Annotated in this window: 14 protein-coding genes; 9 read left to right on the forward strand and 5 right to left on the reverse strand. The window is 68.5% G+C overall.

Annotation, left to right across the window (positions count from 1 at the left end; translation table 11 throughout):
* Both ABZ348_RS12865 and ABZ348_RS12870 read left to right on the forward strand, forming a co-directional pair.
* The coding region (locus tag ABZ348_RS12865; protein WP_358932243.1) for a transposase at positions 1 to 267 on the forward strand (267 nt) is incomplete at its 5' end.
* Between the two features lie 128 nt (positions 268 to 395).
* Positions 396 to 581 (forward strand): WD40 repeat domain-containing protein, encoded by a 186-nt coding sequence (locus tag ABZ348_RS12870; protein ID WP_358932245.1) that lies wholly within the window; start codon positions 396 to 398, stop codon positions 579 to 581.
* A gap of 219 nt (positions 582 to 800) precedes the next feature.
* Here the strand turns inward: ABZ348_RS12870 and ABZ348_RS12875 are convergent, their stop codons facing one another.
* Positions 801 to 1,040: a hypothetical protein gene (locus ABZ348_RS12875; RefSeq protein WP_358932247.1), complete on the reverse strand. Its 240-nt coding sequence runs from the start codon at positions 1,038 to 1,040 to the stop codon at positions 801 to 803.
* Between the two features lie 539 nt (positions 1,041 to 1,579).
* Positions 1,580 to 1,729, reverse strand: coding sequence for a hypothetical protein (locus ABZ348_RS12880; protein ID WP_358932249.1), 150 nt, complete (start codon positions 1,727 to 1,729; stop codon positions 1,580 to 1,582).
* A gap of 323 nt (positions 1,730 to 2,052) precedes the next feature.
* Here ABZ348_RS12880 and ABZ348_RS12885 point away from each other — a divergent pair, with 323 nt between their 5' ends.
* The 3 genes from ABZ348_RS12885 (at position 2,053) to ABZ348_RS12895 (ending at position 3,764) form a co-directional block, all read left to right on the forward strand.
* The gene (locus tag ABZ348_RS12885; RefSeq protein WP_358932251.1) at positions 2,053 to 2,229 is read left to right on the forward strand and encodes a hypothetical protein; all 177 of its coding nucleotides are present in this window, start codon (positions 2,053 to 2,055) and stop codon (positions 2,227 to 2,229) included.
* Positions 2,230 to 2,351: 122 nt separating this feature from the next.
* Positions 2,352 to 2,732, forward strand: coding sequence for a hypothetical protein (locus ABZ348_RS12890; protein ID WP_358932253.1), 381 nt, complete (start codon positions 2,352 to 2,354; stop codon positions 2,730 to 2,732).
* Positions 2,733 to 3,101: 369 nt separating this feature from the next.
* Positions 3,102 to 3,764, forward strand: coding sequence for a hypothetical protein (locus tag ABZ348_RS12895; protein ID WP_358932255.1), 663 nt, complete (start codon positions 3,102 to 3,104; stop codon positions 3,762 to 3,764).
* Between the two features lie 271 nt (positions 3,765 to 4,035).
* Here ABZ348_RS12895 and ABZ348_RS12900 read toward each other — a convergent pair whose 3' ends face one another.
* The gene (locus tag ABZ348_RS12900) at positions 4,036 to 4,428 is read right to left on the reverse strand and encodes a hypothetical protein (RefSeq protein WP_358932257.1); all 393 of its coding nucleotides are present in this window, start codon (positions 4,426 to 4,428) and stop codon (positions 4,036 to 4,038) included.
* A 1,068-nt stretch (positions 4,429 to 5,496) separates the two neighbouring features.
* Here ABZ348_RS12900 and ABZ348_RS12905 point away from each other — a divergent pair.
* Positions 5,497 to 6,105 (forward strand): helix-turn-helix transcriptional regulator, encoded by a 609-nt coding sequence (locus tag ABZ348_RS12905; RefSeq protein WP_358932593.1) that lies wholly within the window; start codon positions 5,497 to 5,499, stop codon positions 6,103 to 6,105.
* A 278-nt stretch (positions 6,106 to 6,383) separates the two neighbouring features.
* Here the strand turns inward: ABZ348_RS12905 and ABZ348_RS12910 are convergent, their stop codons facing one another.
* Positions 6,384 to 7,241 (reverse strand): IS982 family transposase, encoded by an 858-nt coding sequence (locus ABZ348_RS12910; protein ID WP_358932259.1) that lies wholly within the window; start codon positions 7,239 to 7,241, stop codon positions 6,384 to 6,386.
* 661 nt (positions 7,242 to 7,902) lie between these two features.
* Between ABZ348_RS12910 and ABZ348_RS12915 the strand changes: the two genes are divergently transcribed.
* The 3 genes from ABZ348_RS12915 (at position 7,903) to ABZ348_RS12925 (ending at position 21,481) form a co-directional block, all read left to right on the forward strand.
* Positions 7,903 to 14,280, forward strand: coding sequence for a protein kinase (locus tag ABZ348_RS12915; RefSeq protein ID WP_358932261.1), 6,378 nt, complete (start codon positions 7,903 to 7,905; stop codon positions 14,278 to 14,280).
* A gap of 92 nt (positions 14,281 to 14,372) precedes the next feature.
* Entirely contained in the window at positions 14,373 to 17,354 is a 2,982-nt protein-coding gene (locus ABZ348_RS12920) for a DEAD/DEAH box helicase (RefSeq protein WP_358932263.1), read from the forward strand.
* Entirely contained in the window at positions 17,354 to 21,481 is a 4,128-nt protein-coding gene (locus tag ABZ348_RS12925) for an N-6 DNA methylase (protein WP_358932265.1), read from the forward strand. Before ABZ348_RS12920 ends, ABZ348_RS12925 begins: the two co-directional genes overlap by 1 nt.
* 58 nt (positions 21,482 to 21,539) lie before the next feature.
* Here the strand turns inward: ABZ348_RS12925 and ABZ348_RS12930 are convergent, their stop codons facing one another.
* The gene (locus ABZ348_RS12930) at positions 21,540 to 21,731 is read right to left on the reverse strand and encodes a DUF397 domain-containing protein (RefSeq protein WP_358932595.1); all 192 of its coding nucleotides are present in this window, start codon (positions 21,729 to 21,731) and stop codon (positions 21,540 to 21,542) included.
* Positions 21,732 to 21,842: the final 111 nt, after the last annotated feature.

The raw sequence follows: 21,842 nt of genomic DNA on the forward strand, positions 1-21,842 counted from the left end.
GCCCCGGCAACCCGCAGTTCCGGCTCGTCCATCCGCGGCGAACAACCCTCCCGCCGCGGAAACAAGCAGCTCAAACGGGCCTTCTTCCTGTCCGCATTCGCCGCCCTGGCCGACCCGGCGTCCAGGACCTACTACGACAAGAAGATCGCCCAGGGAAAGCACCACACCCAGGCCCTCCTCTGCCTCGCCAGACGCCGAGCCGACGTGCTGTTCGCAATGCTCCGCGACGGCACCTTCTACGACCCCCAACCCACCCCCACAGGTTGACGAAACCCATAGGGGCACCCCCCCGCAGCCCGGAGCGCCGGCAGCACTCACCCAGCCACAAGCTCCCCTCCCGCAGCCCAGAACCCCGGCCACCGCTCCTCTACCGAAGCCCTCCGTACCAAACGCCGGTGAATCACCGCTACCGGCTGTCCCGGCAATTCACCGGCCATGAGGGCTCGGTGTTCGGGGTGGCGTTCTCCCCCGACGGGCACCTCCTCGCCACCGCTGGCTGGGATGGAACAGCCATGCTCCACCTCATCCCGCCCGGCCCGCTTCCCCAGGAACTCAGTACCCCAGGAAACTTCCCAGGATGAACTACGCCCGCCGCCCGCTGGGCCCGGCACCGAGATCCCCAAGCCTCCGAACGGACCGCCGACACCACTTCGCCGCCTGAGGCCAGATGCAGCCGCACAACGAAGCGGGCTCCGGTAATCCCCTCCTCCAGGGGACCGCCGGACGAGGCCCTGGGAACGAATAGGTTCCCAGGGCCTCCGCCATCCGACGGGCCACCTGCGCGCGGCTCGCTGGGCAGTTCAAGGCGATGCGCTAACTCCTGGGCGGGGCTCCGCATTCGTCGGCTCCTGCTTGTCGTCTACGCCGAGCAGCAACGCAAAAATTGTCACCGTGGCCGCACCCGCAGTGACGGCCATGCCCATGTGCCCCTTCGGCTGAGGCGCCTCGACGGTGCTCGGCGGCTTGTCGTGCTGGTACACGCAGTAGGCGATGAGGCAGCCCAGTCCCACCGCAAAGGCGGGCGCCGGGGAAACGTTCACGTGCCGTCCTACAGCTGCCGTGATAGACGGATGCTGCGTAGCGAGATAGAAGACGGCCGCAAGGGTCAGGAGACCGAGCCATGCGCCGAACAATTGATCGCGGGTCAGGCCCAGGAAAGGCTCCGGGGCATCGGTCGTGTCGGAGGTCTGGCTGTTGATGATCGCTCCTCAAGTCAGGCTGGCGGGGGTTACACGCTGGGCGGAGAAGGAAGTGCCAGCGCCTTGTGTCGCGGACGCCGCCAAGGGCCGGTCCCGACACTTCGGAGGGCGGCTGCTTCTCCGTCACGGGGAGCACTGTGCAAGGTTCGGGGGCAAGCCGCGCAACCCCGAACATCCAGAACTCAGCTCGGACGTCCGCATCCTCGAACTGCCTAACTGACCTGCCGCTTCCTCGCGATGACGGTCGACGGGCATCACGCATACACCATCGGGTTGCTAGCGCCGCAAGCTCGCCGTACGCAACGCAAAAAGGGGAGGGCCCGCACCCGTTCGGCGCGAGCCCCTCCCTACGTGATGCGCGGGGCCATGCGCCCCATCGCTCAGTCGGCCGCTGCCAGAGCAGAGTCGGCCTGGCACTCGCTGCACAGGATGCTCCGACGAGCCAGGGGCTTCGGGGAGACCCGGATGACCGCAGGCGGAGCGCACTTGCACTGGGCCTTGACGTAGTTGCGGTCTTCCTTCTCCTGCACCTCAGGCACCTCGTCCGCGGCGGTACCCACCTCGTCGGGGTCGCCGCCGGCTGTGCTGCCCTTGCCGCCGCCACCTCGCGACCGCCCCCCAACTCGCGCACACGGGTCGCGCGAGTCGCCCCGTCCAGCGCAGCGATCTGCTGCGCGTATGTCTCTTTGGCCTCCGGCCCCAACGTCGTATCCGCGAACCCGTACTTCTTCTTCCAGTAGGCGCTGAGATTCTGCTTCTGAACAAGCCCCAGCTCCGCGGCTGCCTTGGCGAACTCCTTGTTGTGGTACTGGCTGACGGAGCAGTCCTTCACGCCGCGGGCCTCCCAGATTGCGTGCGCACCCTCGTGCAACAGGTAGCCGAAGACCTCCTCGGCGCCGTCCGTGAGGGATTCGGCGGTGACGAAGATTTCGTGGTGGACTTCCCCGCCTTCCCGCAGGCGCCACCTCCGCGGTGCGAAGTTGGCCAGCTCGACACCGGCGAGTACGACCGATCGGCCAGCGGCGGTTAGCCGACCGATTCCGCCTCCTCGGGCCGCTGGATCGCGTATGAGGCGAGGCGAATGTTCCACCGCGGCCACGGGCAGGGTTCACCAGTCGCCGGACGGTCCGGCGCGCGAGGGGGAGAAGCCTGATGAGCCAAGATCTGAGCGCCGAGCTGTCCCGCATCTACGAGCGCTGTATCGAGCAGGTACACACGATCGCCGCGCTCGACCCGGCCAAACCTGTAGAAAGATGGAACCAGTACACGTGCACGTCCGCCAACGAGTTCGCGGTGGATGTCGAGATGGCGTGGATCGGAGATCACCCCGAGCACGAGGTGCGTGACACGTACCGGGCAATCATGGACGGCGTTCCCATCGAGCGTGAAGGCGCCTCCGGGGACTCACCTACGGGATACATCACGTACGGGCTGACGTCCTTCGCCCGTGTCCTGCAATGCATCGAAGCCATGCGCGCCGGCCGATTCGACCCGCACGTGCCAGGCGGCATCATCCGAAACGACAAGGACTGAACCTCGGAATCCGGCCCCACAGGATGCCGCCTCCGGCACGTTCTACTCTGCCCGCCCCGCCCGGGGCTCCGGACGGAGCCGTACGATCCCCGGCATGACCGCCCCACCCCGCCGCCCCTGGGGACCGGCCCCGAAGACCGCCCGCGCGATTTTGAGGCAGGGGGCGGGCCGCGATAGCAGGGCCGGCGAAAAGCCTGCCAAGCCCCGTAGAGACGGGGAACAGTGCGCGGAGACAGTCTAGTGAGCGCGTGAGGAGGGCACGGTCTACCAGATCGCCACGCCGGCCACTGACGTCGCAGCCCATCAAGGGGCCGAGCAGCGAACGAAAATGAGGCGCGCGCCGCCTAGCGAGCCAGCCACCCTGGGACCGTGAACGAAGCACTGGACGACCCAGTCGATCTATCCGGACTGCCTCCACGGCGCCCGAACTGGCAAAACACCGCTGTCATCGGCGGCATCCACGAGGACGACTTCGACATAGCTCTCGGCTACTTGCAAGCTGCGGACATTCTCGCCAGTCACTGGATCCGCAGCGGTACGAACGACGCACTGCCGGTCCCGATCTACAACAACTACCGGCACAGCATCGAGCTATCCCTCAAGGCGTGCATCCGCCTGGCGGCGAACTGCCTGCGCTGCAACGGCGTCGATCTGTCGTCCGACGAGCCCGACAAACTCGTCAACGCATCGCACGCGATCGGGCACCTAGCGGACCGATTGAACCAGTACCTAGGCCGGCTCCTGGAGGCCCCAAACAATCGCATCCCCGAAAAGACGCAGGAGACCCTCGACTGGCTGCACCAGCTCGACGAGAACGGGCAGACCTTCCGATACAGCACCGTCAAGGGCGGCAAGGGCAAAGGAGTGGCGCAAGCTCGGCCGAACCAGCAGACCATCGACTTCGACGCCGATTGCCGCCGCCTACACGATGCAGGCTGGATGCTCTACAGCGCCGTAGGGGGCTACCTCGACAACCACGCCGCCCTACAGGCCGAGTACTACGCAGAGATGGCACCGGACGCGGCATGGTGAAAGATCACCGGAGTCCCGAGATGCCCAGTTACCCTGCCCCGGCACCGGCGACTCGACAGGCCGCTCTGTAACCGCGAAGTTCAGATTAGCCTGCGTCCGCTGCTCACTCCTGAGACCCGACCCCGCGCAGCGCAGCCGAGTAAAGGAGAAGCCGACCGAGCCCGGTCGACCGAGGCAGGCCGGCCGGGCTCGAAACGCCATGTCGTGAGCGATGGGAACGGCACTGCGTTCCGATGAGAGCGCCACATCCACACGGTCGTACTTGCCTGAATCAGTGGACGTAGGGGTTATCCGACGCGCGGGATAGCTTGCAGTTGTCCCTGATCTTGTCGCGACAGACCTTCACCTTAAGGCGTGCGATTTCCCCGCGAATGCTGCCGTGGAGCCTGACCCAGCTGACCGTGGTGTTGTATCCATTTTTGTTCCAGCGCTGCTTGAAGTCCCACCACCCCGGATAGGAAACATAGAAGTAGACGGATTCCCCGTCGTTGCCGGTGTCCTTGAGGTAGACGTTGCGGAGGGTGAAAGAGGAGGGGCCGGTCCAGTCGACCGTCAGGCCAACCGCCGCCCCTGCCGTGCTGGTCGTGAGCCTGTCGTTGTCAGCCGCGTGGGCGGCGCCAGGCATCAGGCCCAACGCCGTGACCGCCGCGCTCGCAGTGACCACCGCAATAGAACTCTTTCTCACTCGCCCCAGGGAATGTCGCAGTCTGTCCATCGGAAACCCCCATGTCGTAGCTCCGTACCGACATCCTCCCGACGGAAATTTCCCACCAACCTAAGTAGGCGCAATCGCGAACATAAACCACCCTGCGAGGTAGTTCGCGTCTCGTGTCCGAATCCACTCAAGCTCACTGGTTCGACGCCGTTCAGCCAGCTCTGCACGTTCGAAGGCACGGCTCCGACCCCGAATCCCTGGCGGACAACAGAGGGCCGAGGATGAATTCCTAGTTCAGAGACGCACGAAGCCAATCGAGATAGCGTCAGACCAAGCGCCAGACCAGCTAGCACGAGGCGGGCGGACCCCGAGCGCCTGTGCCCGGCCACAGCTACGGGCCGCTTCGCCCGCCCAACACTGCGGGCACGACATCTCCGCACCCATCTCGCCGAGCTTCCGCGCCTCGGTCGTCGTGATGTCGCGAGTCTCCAGTTCCGGGTGCTCGACCCGGCAGTCCGCTCGGTGGAGCTCCACCGTCTGGCGCGCATCCGCGGGGACGCAGGCCCTCCAGGTCTTCGGCTCCGACTCGGGCATGGCCGCCCCCCGCGCCGCACGGGCTGCATCATCCCGAGCGCGCCGTCTGGCCGCCTCGATCCAGCGGTCAGTCTGGGCCAGCTGCTGAAGCTGCACCCGCCGCAGGAACCGCAGCTTCTCAAGGTCAGACGAATAGGACACAAGTTCGATACCATGCCGCCGCCCTCGACACCCCCAACGGCAAACCGCCTGCCCTCACCAAACTTGGACCGCCTGTTCTGAGTCCCCAGTGGGCTGCCGAGGCTGTCGCTCTGAATCGCACGAGAAGCAAGTGAGGGGCTGTGACCTGGGGAAATAGCTACGCCCCTCCTAGAAAGAGGGGGTGTGTGGCCACCAGTGCACATCGCCAGACATCTGCGTTGGACGCAGCGAGGATGGCGCGGCACGCTGCTGCCACATACCGATCCGGGGGATGGAGTCGCGAGAGTGAGTACTCATGGGACGCGGGAACTGTGGGATCCGTTGGTGCGCAGAGTCGTCGCAGTGCTGCGGTCGCGGATGCGGGAGCGCGGGCTCAGCCAAGGTCAGGTAGCCGTGATGATCCGGTGTCACCCATCAAGGGTGTCGCGCGCTCTCTCGGCCAGCTCGATCCCTCCCCGGCACCTGATCGAGGCAATCGCGATGCGCCTCGATGTCGAGGTGCCGATGGTGATGCGTATGTGGGCCGACGCTGATGCGATCAGACGGGAGGGGCGCGCGTGCCGAGAGGACGGAGGCCCCCCAGATGGGCTCGCCAGTTATAGCGATCTGATCAGGGCCCTATCCGGGCTGATCGACTCCGCTGGACTCTCCCAGAGGGAGCTGACACGACGGGATAGGAGCGGGATACTCCGCCGGTCCACGCTGGGCGCTGTACTGCGTGGTGAGCGCAGTGCGCGTCGCGACGTTGTGCTCGCGATCGTGCGCACATGCGGTGCGGGCCTGGCGGCGGTGGCTGCCTGGGACGCGGCGTGGGAAGCTCTGGGGCGCCCCCACAGGGAGGCGCGGCTACAGCGCTCGGCCGAGATTTACAGCAGGATCAAGCGCGCCGACCGGCGCAGCGATCTGGCGTATGAGCGGCGGGCACTGCACCGGGCGACGTGGCCGTGGTGACCCGCGGCACCCGAAGTGGAGAGCGGCGGGCTGTCATTGAGATCTACCTCCACGGCCTGCTCTATCTCCGAGTAGAGCGCCCGCCACGCTGGGCCGTCGCCCTTCTCTTCAGCGGCATGTCGGCCGCAGTCACCTGGTACCTAACCCAGTAGCCGCGCCGAATGCTTCGGGCATGGCGCCCCGGGCGGCCTGCGCTGCCGTCTAGATGATTGATTCCGAGGTCAGTGGTCGTAGGCGGTCAGTGATCGGATGACGGGTCCGCCAGTCTTGTGGTTGTGTCAGATTGCGGCGGTCAGGGCGAGGAGTCGTTGCAGGATGCGGACGGTGACTCCGGCGGGTGTGCGGCCATCGTGCCGTTCCAGGTCGAGCTGGCCCTTCAGGGTCTGGTTGACCGACTCGATCAGCTGTCGTAGCGGCTTGAACAGCTCGGTTCCGGCCCGTTCGGGTTCGCCTTTGCGGGCCGGCCGCAGCAGCAGGACTCCCAGGCCGGCCAGATCCCGCTCGAACTCGCGGCCGTAGTAGTTCCTGTCCGCGAGCAGAGTTTGCCCGGGTCGGTCGGCGAGGAGGCCCGGCTCGACGGTGAGGATGTCCAGCAGCACTTCGCGTTCGACGGCCTTCGCGCCGGTCAGAGCGAACGCGACGGGCATGCCGTGCAGGGTGCAGATCAAGTGCAGGCGCAAGCCCCAGAAGAATCGCGAGTGGCTGGGGCAGTAGCCGTATTCGGCCCATCCGGCCAGGTCAGAGCGTTTCGCGGTCGTGCGGGAACGGCCGCATTCCACGGGCGTGGAGTCCACGATCCACACGTCGTCCATCCATAGGACGGTGTCGGTGGCCAGCTCCCGCAAGACCGCTTTGACCAGGCTGGCCGCCCGTCGCAGTCGCTTGTTCCAGCCCGGTTGCTGGGGCAGGTACGGGAAGAGATGTCGCAGGTGGGCGTGCGCATGGCGTAGCCAGCGTGCCTCTGAGGCGAAGCCCAGCAGGACCTGCATCACCGCCAGGGTGACCAGCTCCGCGTCGCTGAGCTTCGGCTCCAGGCCCACTCGCGGCCGCCACGGAGCCAGATGCGGCGAGGCCTTCAAAAGGTCATCGACCCGCACGTACAGTGCAGTTGCGAGGGTGTCCATCTCGGTCGTCACAAACTGAGAGTGGGCACCCTCGCGTCCATACAGCTACCCCTTGGAATCGATCATCTAGTCTCGGCTGAGGCTGCCAGCCCCGGTAGCGACCGACTTTCTCCGCTCCCCTGACGCCCTGTGTGCCTAGGAGAAAATCTTCGAGGTGACCGGATGACTCCGGTGACGCTCGTGCTTCAGCAACACTTGCCCCTCGCTGTCCCTGTATTGCGCGAGCAACAACTCACCGCGGCATCCGGGAACTCCCCCTGTCGCACTCATTCCCTCATGAGGCCGTGCAACTGTGTAAGAGGCTGAAGGGTCGACTTCGGTATGCACCACTGCCTGCCGCGCCGGCACCGAGCTTCCCCCGTTTGCCCTACTGCGCATGACCGCCGAGGACTGGCGCTCTCACCTGCACCCGGAGCGCAGCCTTGAGCACCCTCCGCCTACCGCCGCCCGGCGCAGGCCGGCCAGAAACGTAGCCATGGCCCGCAGGCCATCTGACACACCGTCGCTGTTCATGGACCGAAACGACAACCACAACCGCCTCCATTTCATTACCGCAGTCACAATTGGAGACTGTTGACACAGTCAACGGGTACTTCACAGTTCATAACCTCACTCCTGGTGTACAGTTCCCGCTAGATACCTTCCACCACGACGCGAGTGACGGGGAGCAGCAGTGGCACTGGAGCAGGTCGGTGGACGTTTCCGGATTACCGGTGACCTGGGTCGCGGAAACATGGGCGAGGTGCACCGGGCCGTGGACCTGGAAGCCGCACCCGCTTCGCCCCAGTACGAGGTGGCGCTCAAGACGGTGCTGCGCAACCGCACCGGCCTGCTGATCGAGGCTGCGGAGGGGAACAAGGAGACACGGCGCTTCCACCGCGAGGTGAAGATCATGCGCATGCTTTCCCAGGGTCACCCCAACCTCACCCATCTGATCGCAGGCGGTGTCGACGACGCACCGGGTGCCAGCGGTCTCCCTTATCTGGCAATGGAGTTGCTCGACGGCCACACCCTGGGCCTGCTTATGGATGAAGAGCCACAGCTCCCGGTCTCCTGGGTCGCCGCGATCGGGGCGCAGATCGCGTCCGGCCTCGCCGCCGCGCACACGGCTGGCGTCGTCCACCGCGATCTAAAGCCAGCCAACGCGATGCTGCTGCGCGACGGCACCGTGAAGATCCTCGACTTCGGCATGGGCTCGATCGTCGACGACCCCACCCAGACACGGCTGACCAGCACCGGAGTGAGCGTCGGCACGGCACGGTACATGGCGCCCGAGCAGTTCCGCGCCGAGCCGGTATCCGCCGCGGCCGATCTGTACGCGCTCGGCTGCGTCCTCTACGAGATGCTGATCGGCCGCCCCCCGTTCTCCGCGCGGACCGCCTACGAGCTGTCCGTGCAGCACCAGTACGACCCGCCGCCGCGGCTGACCATCGTGCGGCCCGATCTACCGCACGCCCTGGTGCGCCTGATCTCCCGGCTCCTGGAGAAGGAACCGGAGAACCGGCCGGAGAACGCCACCCTGATCCGCGAGGCCCTGATCCCGCACGCGCTCGCCCCCGATGCAACGGTCGACCTGCTCGCCCCGGAGTGGACGGCGATGGACCCAGTGGCCCGGCTCCGCACCGACCTGCCGCAGCCCGCCGCCGTGAAGCCGACCCCGGTACCGCGCCGTTCGCCCCGCCTGCCGGAGACCATGGACGTCTTCGGCATCCACAAGAACCTGATCGAGGAGTATGAGAGCTTCACGCGGAGCGCCACCGTTATCCGTGACGCCCGGATCGAGAACTTCGTCGAGGACGACCTGGCATCGAAGTCGCAGTGGCCCGATCCCTGGCTCTCGCTGAATCCGTTCTTCGCCGACGGTGGCCAGGTCACCGACCTGGTCAGGGACGGGCTGTTGCATCCCCGCTGTGCCGAGATCTTCCAGGCCGGCAAGAAGGAGGACGCCCGCCGTCCGGACGGCCGGCCGCTTACCTTCCACCGCCATCAACGCGAGGCGATCGAGGCGGCCCAGCAAGGCGACTCGTACGTGCTCACCACCGGCACGGGTTCCGGCAAGTCGCTCTCCTACATCGTGCCGATCGTGAACCAGGTGCTGAAGGAGCGTGACACGGCCGCTCCGGGGGCTCCGCGACGGGTACGGGCGATCGTCGTCTACCCGATGAACGCGCTGGCCAATTCCCAGCTCAAGGAGTTGGAGAAGTACCTCCGGCACGGCTTCGGGGAGGGCCGCGAGCCGGTCACCTTCGCCCGGTACACGGGCCAGGAGGACGAGGAGCGGCGCAAGGAGCTACGCCGGAATCCGCCGGACATCCTGCTCACCAACTACGTGATGCTGGAACTGATGCTCACCCGGCCGGACGACCGCGACGGTCTGATCCGTAACGCCGAAGGCCTGCAGTTTCTCGTCTTCGACGAGCTGCACACCTACCGGGGCCGGCAGGGCGCAGACGTCGCGCTGCTGATCCGCCGGGTCCGCGAGGCATGCCGTGCGGGGCAGAACCTGCAGTGCGTCGGCACCTCGGCGACCATGTCGACCGAGGGCACCTGGGAGGACCAGCGGCGGGAGGTCGCCCGGGTCGCGGGCCGGCTCTTCGGCACCACAGTGCTGCCCACCCGTGTGATCGGCGAGACGCTGATCAGGGCCACCGATCAGCCCCCGGCGGCCGTTCCCCCCGAGCGGCTGCGGATGCCCGCGGCGCCCCGCGCGTACGAGGCACTCACCCGGGACCCCCTCGCCCGCTGGGTGGAGTCCCGGTTCGGTCTTGAGGAGGAGCCGGATACCGGGCGGCTGCGCCGCTGTGCACCGCGGACCATCGAGTCCGCCGCCGAGGAACTGTCCACCGGCTCCGGGGTCCCCGCCGACCAGGTCCGGGAGGCGATCCGCGCCACCTTGGAGGCTGGTTCCCAGGCCAAGCACCCGGTGACCGAGCGGCCCCTCTTCGCCTTCCGCCTGCATCAGTTCCTCTCCAAGGGCGACACCGTGTACACGACCCTGGAGAACCCGCTCACCCGCCCGCTGACCCGTACCTTCCAGCTGGAACAGCCGGGCAGCGGCGGTATGCCGCTGTACCCGTTGTCGTTCTGCCGGGAGTGCGGTCAGGAGTACCTCACGGTGTGGCGCACCGAGGGCCGTGACGGTGTCTTCCGTTACGAGCCCCGGCGTGGCACCTCGGCCTCCGGCGGCCGCGAGGGCGAGGGCTGTCTGTACATCGGGGTGCCGGACGAGGACTACGTCTGGCCCGCCGATCCGCAGCGGGCCGTGGATGACCGGCGGATTCCGGAGTCCTGGCTGGAGCAGGACGCGAACGGTCTGACGGTGGTGAAGAAGACCTACCGGGAGCGGGTGCCCAGGCGCGTCGTCGTCGATCCCCTCGGCACGGAGAGCACGGAGAGCGGCAAGGTTCTTGAGGCGGCGTTCGTCCCGGCGCCGTTCCTGTTCTGTGTGCATTGCCAGGTGTCGTACGAGCAGACCCGCGGCCGTGACTTCGCCAAGCTGGCGACGCTCGACCAGGAGGGCCGCTCCTCGGCCACCTCCCTGATCTCGGCGTCCATCCTCAAGTCGCTGCGCGCGGTGCCGGAGAAGAGCCTGGACAAGGAGGCCCGCAAGCTTCTCACCTTCGTCGACAACCGTCAGGACGCCTCACTGCAGGCCGGCCACTTCAACGACTTCGCGCAGGTCACCCAGTTGCGCGGGGCACTGTACGCCGCGGTCGTGCGCTCCGGTGAGGAGGGGGTGCGCCACGACGACCTGACTCTGGCGGTGACGGAGGTGATGGGCCTTGCACCGCGCGAGTACACAGGTGTCGCCGACCAGCCGCCGTCCATGGAACGCCGGGCGACGAAGACCTTCCGGGACGTCGTCGGCTACCGCCTCTACCGCGACCTGGAGCGCGGCTGGCGGATCACCATGCCCAACCTGGAGCAGACGGGCCTACTGCGCATCGACTACGAGGATCTGGCCTGGGTAGCCGCCCACGCCGAGCGCTGGGAGTCGGCGCACCCGGTGCTCAGCGAAATCGACGCGGAGCTGCGTGCAGAGATCGCCCGCACTCTCCTGGACTTCCTGCGCCGGGGCCTGGCCATCGATGTGCAGTACTTCCGGGACGACTTCGACGCTCTGAAGGGCGCCAGCGAGGAGCGGCTGACCGGCCCCTGGGTCCTCAGTGAAAGCGACAAGCCGAATGTCGGCACGGCCTACCCGTACGGCTCCAAGCCCGGCATGGAGCGCACCGCCCTGTTCCTCTCGCCGCGCGGCAAGTTCGGCAAGTATCTGCGCCGGAACGTGCCCGCACTGCGCGAGGCCCCGCAGGACGATGTGCAGGGGGTGATCGAGACCCTGCTCACCGTGCTCCGCGACGCCGACCTGGTGCGCGAGGTGGAGGCGGCCCCGGAGCGTTCGGGGCCGGCGTTCCGCCGGCGGGCGGCAGAGAAGCGCACCGGGTACCGGGTGTCGGCTGCCGCGATCGTGTGGCGGGCCGGAAATGGGGAGACGGGAGCGATCGACCCGCTGACCCGCACCTACAACCACGGCGAGGGACCGCGCGTCAACCCCTTCTTCCGTGATCTGTACCGTGACGCCGCAACCGAGCTCGCGGGGCTCTACGCCCGCGAGCACACCGCGCAGGTGCCGCCGGAGGACCGGCTGCTGCGCGAGGAGGAGTTCCGCACGGCCGAACTGCCGCTGCTCTACTGCTCGCCGACGATGGAGCTGGGCGTCGACATCTCCTCGCTCAACGCGGTGATGATGCGCAACGTGCCGCCGACCCCGGCCAACTACGCCCAGCGTTCCGGCCGTGCGGGCCGTTCGGGGCAGCCGGCGCTGGTGACCACGTACTGCGCGACGGGTAACAGCCACGACCAGTACTACTTCCGTCGCTCGGAAGCGATGGTCTCCGGACAGGTCGCGCCGCCCCGCCTCGATCTCGCCAACGAAGACCTGGTTCGCTCGCACGTCCAGAGCATCTGGCTGGCGGAGACCGAGATGAAGCTGGGTACGGCCGTACCTGACATCGTCGACGTGGCGTACGACCCGGAGAGCGGGGACCGGCCCGATCCCCGGATGGTGCTGCCGCTGCACACGCACATCCGTGACAGGTCGCTCGACGAGGGGGCCCGGCGGCGCGCGGTCACCGCCGCGCACAACGTGCTCGCGCCGCTGATCTCGGACTTCCAGGACACGACCTGGTGGTACGACGAGTGGATCGAGGACCGTATCGAGCGGGCCGCGGACAGGTTCGACAAGTCCTTCGACCGGTGGCGTGAGCTGTTTAGGGCCGCCGTGCTCGACCAGTACGAGCAGAACAAGCGAGTGGTGGACCACACTCTCAGCCAGGGCGAGCAGGGCCGCGCCCGCACCCGCCGCCGGGAGGCCGAGACGCAGACCAATCTGCTGCTCAACCGCTCAACCGACAACAAATCGGTGATGAGCGACTTTAACCCCTACCGCTATCTGGCCTCCGAAGGCTTCCTCCCCGGCTACAGCTTCCCGCGCCTGCCGCTGGCCGCGTACATCCCGCGTTCGGGCAACCGGCGCAACGCCGACGGCGACTACCTCCAGCGTCCGCGGTTCCTGGCGATCCGCGAGTTCGGTCCGGGTGCGCTGATCTACCACGAGGGCGCCCGCTACCAGGTGACCCGGATCCAGCTACCGCCGGATGCCTCCGGCGATCTCGCGACGGCGGAGGCACGCCGCTGCGACACCTGTGGTTACCACCACCCGGTCCGCCCCGGCCTCGACCGCTGCGCGATGTGCCGTACGGAGCTGACCGGAAAGCGCACCGGCCTGATCCATCTCCACACCGTGTACACCACCCCCCGCGAGCGGATCTCCTCCGATGAGGAGGAGCGGCGTCGGGCCGGTTTCCGGCTGGAGACCTCGTATGCCTTCCAGGACCACGGGATCCGCAAGGGCCGTCTCACCTCGCAGGTGACGGACGGAGGAGGTGCCGCCGTCCTCGCCCTCGACTACGGCGATTCGGCCACGGTCCGGATCACCAACCTGGGCCGGGTCCGCGACAAGGAGGACGTGCAGGACGGCTACTGGCTGGACCTGGGCGACGGCCGCTGGCTCAACGACCGGGCCGCGGCGGACGCCGTGGAGGGCACCGGCATGCCGGTGGTCGACGAGCACGGCAACGAGAAGCGCCGCCGGAAACGGGTCCTGCCGTACGTGGAGGACCGGCGGAACATCCTGGTGGCGACGCTGGACGAGCCGTTGCCCGAGCCGGTCGCGTTCTCCGTCCTGTACTCCCTGGAGCGGGGCATCGAGGCCGCCTTCGAGCTGGAGGACTCCGAGCTGACGGCCGAACTCCTGCCGCCCCCCGAGGGACCGCGCCGCCGGCTGCTCTTCACCGAGGCTGCGGAGGGCGGAGCCGGTGTGCTGCGCCGGCTGCGACAGGAGCGAGGGGCGCTGGCGAAGGCGGCCCGCGCCGCCCTGGAGATCTGCCACTTCGACCCGGACACCGGCGAGGACCTGGGCGGTCCCGAGGGCGGTGAGAAGTGCGCCCGCGGCTGCTACGCCTGTCTCCTGACGTACGGCAACCAGACCCACCACCGCCTGCTAAGCCGCCACGCGGCCCGCTCGCTGCTGCTGCGCCTCGCGGGCTCGGAGACCGAACGCGAGGACCGGGGCGAATCCCAGAGCGAGCAGTTCCACCGGCTGGCGGCAGCCGCCGCGCCCAAATCCGGCGACCCCGCGCGGGCCGACGGCGATGGCCCCGCCGCGCCCACTCCGCTGGAGGCCGACCTCGGAGCCCTGATCGCCTCGGGTGATCTCCTCGGCTGGCTGAAGGCGAAGGGCTACCGGCTGCCGGACGAGGTCGACGTCCTGGTTCCGGAGGCCGCCGCCAAGCCGGATCTGGTGTTCCGCATGGACGGTGCCCATCTCGCGGTCTTCGTCGACCTTCCCGACCACGGCGCCGACTCCACCCGGGACCGCGAGGCCGGCTACCGCTTGGAGGAGGCCGGCTGGGACGTGCTGCGTTTCCGGGCCGGATCCGACTGGGACGCCGTGGTGGACGACAACGCGATGTATTTCCAGACCCGTTGACCGTTCCGTTCTCCGCGTCGATCCTTACGCTCACCGCCCCGGTCCCACCCCGACCACTCCACCCCGCCGACCTCGAAGGAACCGAGAGACCCATGAGCCCCACGTACACGGCCGGTTCGCTGGTGAACGCCCGCGGCCGGGAATGGGTGGTGCTCCCCGAGAGCGCCTCCGGCATGCTGGTGCTGCGTCCGCTGGGCGGCGGCGAGGACGACGTCGCGGCGGTCTTCCCCGCCTTCGAGGAGGTGCGGCCCGCCCAGTTCGCGGCGCCGAGCCCGTCCGACCTGGGTGACCAACGGGCGGCCGGCCTGCTGCGGACTGCGCTGCGGATCGGCTTCCGTTCCGGGGCCGGGCCCTTCCGCGCGCTGGCGTCGATCGCCGTGGAGCCGCGCGCCTACCAGCTGGTGCCGTTGCTCATGGCGCTGCGGCAGCGCACCGTACGGCTGCTGATCTCGGACGACGTCGGCATCGGCAAGACCGTCGAGGCCGGCCTGATCGTCAAGGAGCTCCTCGCGCAGGGCGAGGCGATCCGCCTCGCGGTGCTCTGCTCCCCCTCGCTCGCCGAGCAGTGGCAGGGGGAGCTGCGGGAGAAGTTCGGTATCGACGCCGAGTTGGTCCTCGCCTCCACCGTGTCGCGACTGGAGCGCGGCCTGGAGTTGGGGCAGTCGCTCTTCGACCGGCACCCGTTCACGATCATCTCGACGGACTTCATCAAGTCGACCCGGCACCGCGAGGACTTCGTACGGCACTGTCCTGACCTGGTGGTGGTGGACGAGGCGCACACGTGCGTCGCGGCCGACGAAGCGCAGGGCCCGGCCTCCTCGTCCACCAGCCAGCTCCGCTACGAACTGCTGCGGCGGGTCGCCGCTGACGAGGATCGGCATCTGCTGCTGCTCACGGCCACCCCGCACTCCGGCAAGGAGTCCGCGTTCCGCAATCTGCTCGGTCTCGTCCGGCCGGACCTGGCCACGGTCGATCTGGAGAGCCCGGCGGGCCGGGCCCGTCTCGCCGAGCACTTCGTCGCCCGTAAGCGGGCCGACGTGCGCCAGTACCTCACCAAGGAGGACGGTCTCGCCGACGACTCCCTCGTCGAGCGGACCGCGTTCCCCTCCGACCGGTGGACCAAGGACGAACCGTACAAGCTGACTCCCGCCTACCGGGCGCTGCTCGACGACGCGATCGCCTACGCCGCGGATCGGGTGGAGACCGCTGGTCGCCAGGGCAAGCGGGAGGCCCGGATCGCCTGGTGGTCAGTGATCGCGCTGCTCCGGTCGATGGTGTCCTCGCCCGCCGCCGCAGCCCGCACCCTGGAGACCCGTTCCGAGTCGGCCGCCGCCCGGACCGCCGTCGAGGCGGACGCCCTGGGCGCCCCGCTGACCCGTGACTCCTCGGACAGCGACCGGCTGGAGGGCATGGACGTCGCGCCGGGCGCGGCGGAGAGCGAGCAGGGCGACCCGCGACTGCGTGAACTCGCCTCGCGTGCAGCCGAGTTGTACGGTCCGGCGTCCGACGCCAAGCTCAAGGCGCTGACCGCTCATCTCAAGTCGCTGATCGCGGACGGCTACAGCCCGATCGTCTTCTGCCGCTACATCCCCACAGCCGAGTATCTGGCGACCCACCTGGAGAAGAAGCTGGGCGCGAAGACGCGGATCGCGGCCGTCACCGGCACGCTCTCCCCCCAGCAGCGCCTGGAGCGTATCGAGAAGCTGGCCGCCGAGGACAGCGACGACCCGGCAGTCCGCCGGGTCCTGATCGCCACCGACTGCCTCTCCGAGGGCGTCAACCTCCAGCACGCCTTCGACGCGGTGATCCACTACGACCTGGCGTGGAACCCGACCCGGCACGACCAGCGGGAGGGCCGCGTCGACCGGTACGGGCAGAAGCGCGATCAGGTCCGGGTGATCACCATGTTCGGCGAGGACAACGGCATCGACGGCAAGGTCCTCGAAGTCCTCTTCGCCAAGCACCGGCAGATCAAGAAGGACCTCGGCATCTCGGTCTCCGTCCCGGACGAGACGGCCTCGGGCGTCACCGACGCGGTGGTCGAATGGCTGCTCCTGCACGGCAGGCAGGGCACCCAGGAAGGGCTCTTCGACCTCGACGGCCACCAGGAGTCCCTGGACCGGATGGAACGAGAGTGGAACTCTGCCGCCGAGCGCGAGCGGACCTCCCGTTCGAAGTACGCGCAGCGCGCCATCCACCCGGAGGAGGTGGCCCGCGAGGTCACCGCCGTACGGGCCGCGCTCGGCGGCTCCGAGGAGGTCCGCGACTTCGTCCTGGAGGCGCTGCGCGACCTGGACGCCCAGGTTCGCACCGCGACACCCACTGGCCGCCACGGCTCCGGCGACTTCGCCGCGCAGGTCGGCGGTACGCCGGCCGGTGTGCGCGACTCTCTCGCGGCGGTCCTCGGCGGACGGATCGTGGAGGAGGACCGGGAGATCCCGTTCCGCACCTCCCCGGCGATCGGGCGCGGCGAGGCGGCCCTGGTCCGCACCGACCCGGCGGTCGGCGCGCTCGCCTCGTACGTCCTCGACTCGGCCCTCGACGCGAACACTCCGGGCCCGCGCCCGGCCCGCCGCTGCGGCGTCGTCACCACGGACGCGGTCACCATCCGCACCACCCTGCTCCTGGTCCGCTACCGCTTCCACCTGACGCTGCCGTCCCGCACCGGGGAGCGGCAGATCGTCGCCGAGGACGCCCGGCTGCTTGCCTTCGAGGGCCTGCCGTCCCGGGCCCGCTGGCTCGACGACGACGCGGCCACGGCGCTCCTCGGGGCACGGGCAGCCGCCAACACCCACGAACAGCTGGCCCGCAACCAGATCACCCGCACCCTGGACGGACTCCCCGAACTGTCCGGTCACATCACCGACTACGGTGTCGCCCTCGCCGCCGACCTCGACGCCTCGCACCGCCGGGTACGGAAGGCCGACACCAGCGACCGTGCCGAGATCGTCCGCGGCCTGAAGGTCGTCCCGCAGGAGCCCGCCGACGTCCTCGGCGTGTACGTGTATCTGCCGCAGCAGCCCGCCGCCGTATCCGTCCCTGCTACCTCTACCGTGACCGGAGCCGAAGCCTGATGTCCGCCGCCACCCGCACCGCACCGGCCTTCACCGCCGTCACCACCGTCGGCGGACTGCTCCCCGGCGACATGCTCGTCCGCATCGCCGAGGCACGGAACCTGCCGGGCACCAAGTCCGCCGATTACGGGCTGCCGGGCTCGGTCGCCGTCCGCGACGAGGCCGAGCGCGCCTGGGAGTACCTCAAGCCGCTCTGGCGCGAACTGCGCGCCGCGCTGCCCGCCGATCCGGCGACCGGCGCGCCCGCCGCCGACCCGACCGGCCGAGCCTCCTCCGACTGGCTCTCCCAGCTCTTCCGCAAGCTGGACTTCGGGGCGCTGACGGAGGTCGGCCCGGAGGGAATCCGCGCCGGCTCCGATACGGAGACCAGGTTCCGGATCTCGCACCGCCACGGGCCCGCACTGCTCCACCTGATCCCCTGGAACCAGGAACCGGACAAGCGGCCGGCGGCCGGGCAGGTCCCGCCGCAGTCCCTCGTCCAGGACTGCCTCAACCGGACCGAGGCCCTCCTGTGGGCGGTCCTCACCAACGGTCGGACACTGCGACTCCTGCGCGACTCGTCGTCGTTCGCGACGGCCGCCTACGTCGAGTTCGACCTGGAGGCGATCTTCGACGGTGAGCTGTTCAGCGAGTTCGTGCTGTTGTACTGCGTGCTGCACGCGTCGCGGTTCGAGGTGGCGGAGGGGGCGGCACCGTCCGGGTGCTGGCTGGAGAAGTGGCGGACCGAGGCCGTCACCTCCGGTGCCCGCGCCCTGGACCAGCTGCGGCTCGGTGTCCAGCAGGCGCTGACCGTGCTCGGTACGGGGTTCCTGCGGCATCCGGACAACATGCGGCTGCGCGAGGACACCGACCCCAAGGCGCTGCAGAAGGCGCTCCTCCGGCTCGTCTACCGGCTCCTCTTTGTCTTCGTCGCCGAGGACCGGGACGCGCTGCTCGACCCGGCTGCGGACGAGGCCGCCAAGAACGCGTACTCCCGGTACTTCTCCTCGGACCGGCTGCGCAGGCGGGCCCGGCGACGCCAGGGCACCGCGCACGGCGACCAGTACCAGGCGCTGCGACTCGTACTCGACGCACTGGGTACGGAGGGCGGACGGCCCGAGCTGGGGCTGCCCGGCCTCGGCGGGCTCTTCTCGCCTACGGACGCGGACGCGCCGCTGGAGGGATTGAAGCTGTCCAACGAGGCGCTGCTCAAGGCCGTCGGGCACCTGGCGCAGGTCCACGACCCGGGGGCACGGCGCTGGCGGGCCGTCGACTACCGGCATCTGGACGCGGAGGAACTCGGCTCGGTGTACGAGTCACTGCTCGAACTGGAGCCGAAGCACTCGGCGACGGACCGATCGTTCGAGCTGGTTGAGGTGGCGGGCAACAGCCGTAAGACAACGGGCAGTTACTACACCCCGTCGTCGCTGATCGAGTGCCTCCTCGACACCACCCTCGACCCGGTCATCGACGACGCGGTCAAGCGCGGTGAGCAGCGGGCCTCGGCGGGCGGACGCCCCGACCCTGCCGAGGACATCGTCGCGGAGCTGCTCGGCCTGACGGTGTGCGACCCGGCCTGCGGTTCCGGACACTTCCTGGTCGCCTCGGCACGACGGATCGCCAAGCGGGTCGCGGCGGTACGTGAGCACAACCCGGAGCCGACGGTGGATGCGGTACGGCACGCGCTGCGGGAGGTCGTGGCGCGGTGCATCTACGGCGTCGACCTCAACCCCATGGCCGTGGAGCTGGCGAAGGTGTCGCTGTGGCTGGAGGCGATGGAGCCGGGGAAGGCGCTGGGGTTCCTGGACGCGCACATCCGGCACGGCAACGCGCTGCTCGGCACGACACCGTCACTCCTCGCCGGCGGGGTGCCCGACGAGGCGTTCGACGCGATCGAGGGCGACGACAAGAAGTACGCGGCCGCGCTCAAGAAGCGCAACAAGGCCCAGCGCGGCGGTCAGGGCGATCTGTTCGCCGAGTCCAAGGTCACGGTGCCGAGCAACGCACGTCTCGCGGCCCAGCTCAGCCGCATCACCAACGCTCCGTCCGACGACCTCAGTGAGGTCAACGCCCAAGAGGCGGCATACAAGGCGTACGTGAGCTCCACCGCTTACACACGCGACCGTGAGACGGCGGACGCGTGGTGCGCCGCCTTCGTCTGGCCGAAGCAGCCGGGCGCGCCGGAGGCGCCGACGCACGACGTCGTACGGGGCCTCCTCTCCGGGGAGACGGCGGCGGTGAACGACACGACGCTGACGGAGGTGCTCGCGCTGAGCGAGCGGTACCGGTTCTTCCACTGGCATCTGGAGTTCCCGGAGGTGTTCGCGGTCCCGGAGTCGGGGACGGGTGTCGATCCGGCGACGGGGTGGGCCGGGGGGTTCGACGCGGTGGTGGGTAATCCGCCGTGGGACAGCATCAACTTCCCCGAGACGGAGTTCTTCGCGGTACGTGCGCCGGACATCGCGGCGACCAACAACACGGCGGCCCGGAAGAAGAAGATCCAGGCACTCGGGGACGATTTCGACACCGTTGGGCTGTTCAACGAGTACGAGGCCGCCAAGCGCAGGGTGTACGGCGAGAGCCACTTCCTGCGCATCTCCGGCCGCTATCCCCTGACGGGGCAGGGGAACCTCAACCTGTACGCACTGTTCGCCGAGGCCGACCGCATCCTGACTGGCGGTCGGGGGCGTACCGGTGTCATCGTGCCGACGGGTATCGCGACGGACGCACGGACGCAGTACTTCTTCAAGGACCTGGTGGCGAAGGGGTCGCTGACGGCGCTGTTCGACTTCGAGAACGCGCAGCCGCTCTTCCCTGGCGTGCACCGCTCGTTCAAGTTCTGCGTGCTGTCCCTCGCAGGCCGTTCACTGCGTGAACCAGCCGCCCGATTCGCCTTCTTCGCCCATGACCCAGCGGAGCTGGAGGCCCCCGACAAGGTCTTCACCCTCACCCCCGAGGAGATCACCCTCCTTAACCCCAACACCGGAACCTGCCCGGTCTTCCGTAGCCGCCGCGACGCCGAGATCACCCTCGGCATCTACCGCCGGGTGCCGGTCCTCCTCAAGGAGTCGGACAAGGCGAACGGCAACCCGTGGGGCGTGTCGTTCCTGCGCATGTTCGACATGTCCCACGACTCCCACCTTTTCCGCCCATCCGCCTCCAACGGCGAAACCCTCGACTCGATGCTCGCGGACGGCTGGCGACTCGAAGGGAATGTGCTGGTGCGGGGGGAGGAGCGACTGCTGCCGCTGTACGAAGCGAAGATGCTGCACCACTACGACCACAGGTGGGCGACGTACACGGACGAGGGGGAGACTCGCGACTTCTCGATTGCTGAGAAGCAAGCCCCTGACACTGTGGCGCTTCCCCGGTACTGGGCCAGTGAGCAGAGCATTCCAACCGGCGCCGTCGACAGACACGGGGCCGAGCTCAAAGCAGATGGAGTACGCCAGCGGCTGGCGAATCGCGGTTGGACTCGCGACTGGCTGGTCGGATGGCGTGATATCTGCCGCGCCACGGACGAACGCACCGCGATTTCATTTGCCTTCCCTAAGGCCAGTGCCGGTAACAAAGTGCCACTTATGACCGCTGACCGCTCCCCCTCAGAGCTGGCGGGGCTGATCGCTTGCCTGTCCTCTTTTGTGTACGACTTCGCGAGTCGGCAGAAAGTAGGCGGCACCTCCATGAACTTCTTCATCTGGAAGCAGCTGCCAGCCCTCCCGCCAGAAGCGGTCGCCCGCCATTCGGCTATCGTCACCCCCCGCGTCCTCGAACTCACCTACACCGCACACGATATGGCTCCCTTCGCCCGAGACCTCGACGACACCGGAACCCCCTTCCACTGGGATGAATGCCGCCGCGCCATCATCCGCGCCGAACTCGACGCCCTCTTCTTCCATCTCTACGGCATCACCCGCGACGACGTGTCCTACATCCTCGACACCTTTCCCATCGTGAAGCGCAAGGACGAGGCGGCCCACGGCACCTACCGCACCAAGGACCTGATCCTCGCCGAGTACGACCGCATGGCCGTCGCCGGCCTCACCCTGGAGACCCCGCTCGACGAGAGCGACTCCGGCACCTACCGGTCTACTCTCACCCCACCCCCGGGTCAGGGCCCACGTCACCCGGCCCGCCGGGACGGCTGACCGCCGGGCCATGCGAGGGGTGCCGCCCGCTACCCAGCGGAGGGCGCCCCTCGGCATATCAGCGCTCCGCCGCGAACCGCACGAACTGCCCCCACCCGTCGTGACCGACGGCGAAGCCCGGACGCGCCACATTCCCGGAGTCTCTTACGTGAACGGCCGCGTCTACGATGGCCACCTCCACGCAGCTGTCACCCTGGCTACCGCTGTAGCTGGACTTGAACCAGTCCGGTTCAGCCGTTCCGCCCGTCATAGCTCTGGCAGCTATCCTCCACCCGTCGCGGCGCACGTCTCGCCCGCCCCCTCGCCATCACCAGACTCCACGCTCCGACGCCCGCGGCGACCGCCTCCCCGAACCGCCGGC

Source organism: Streptomyces sp. NPDC005963, from assembly GCF_040638655.1.
GTDB lineage: Bacteria > Actinomycetota > Actinomycetes > Streptomycetales > Streptomycetaceae > Streptomyces.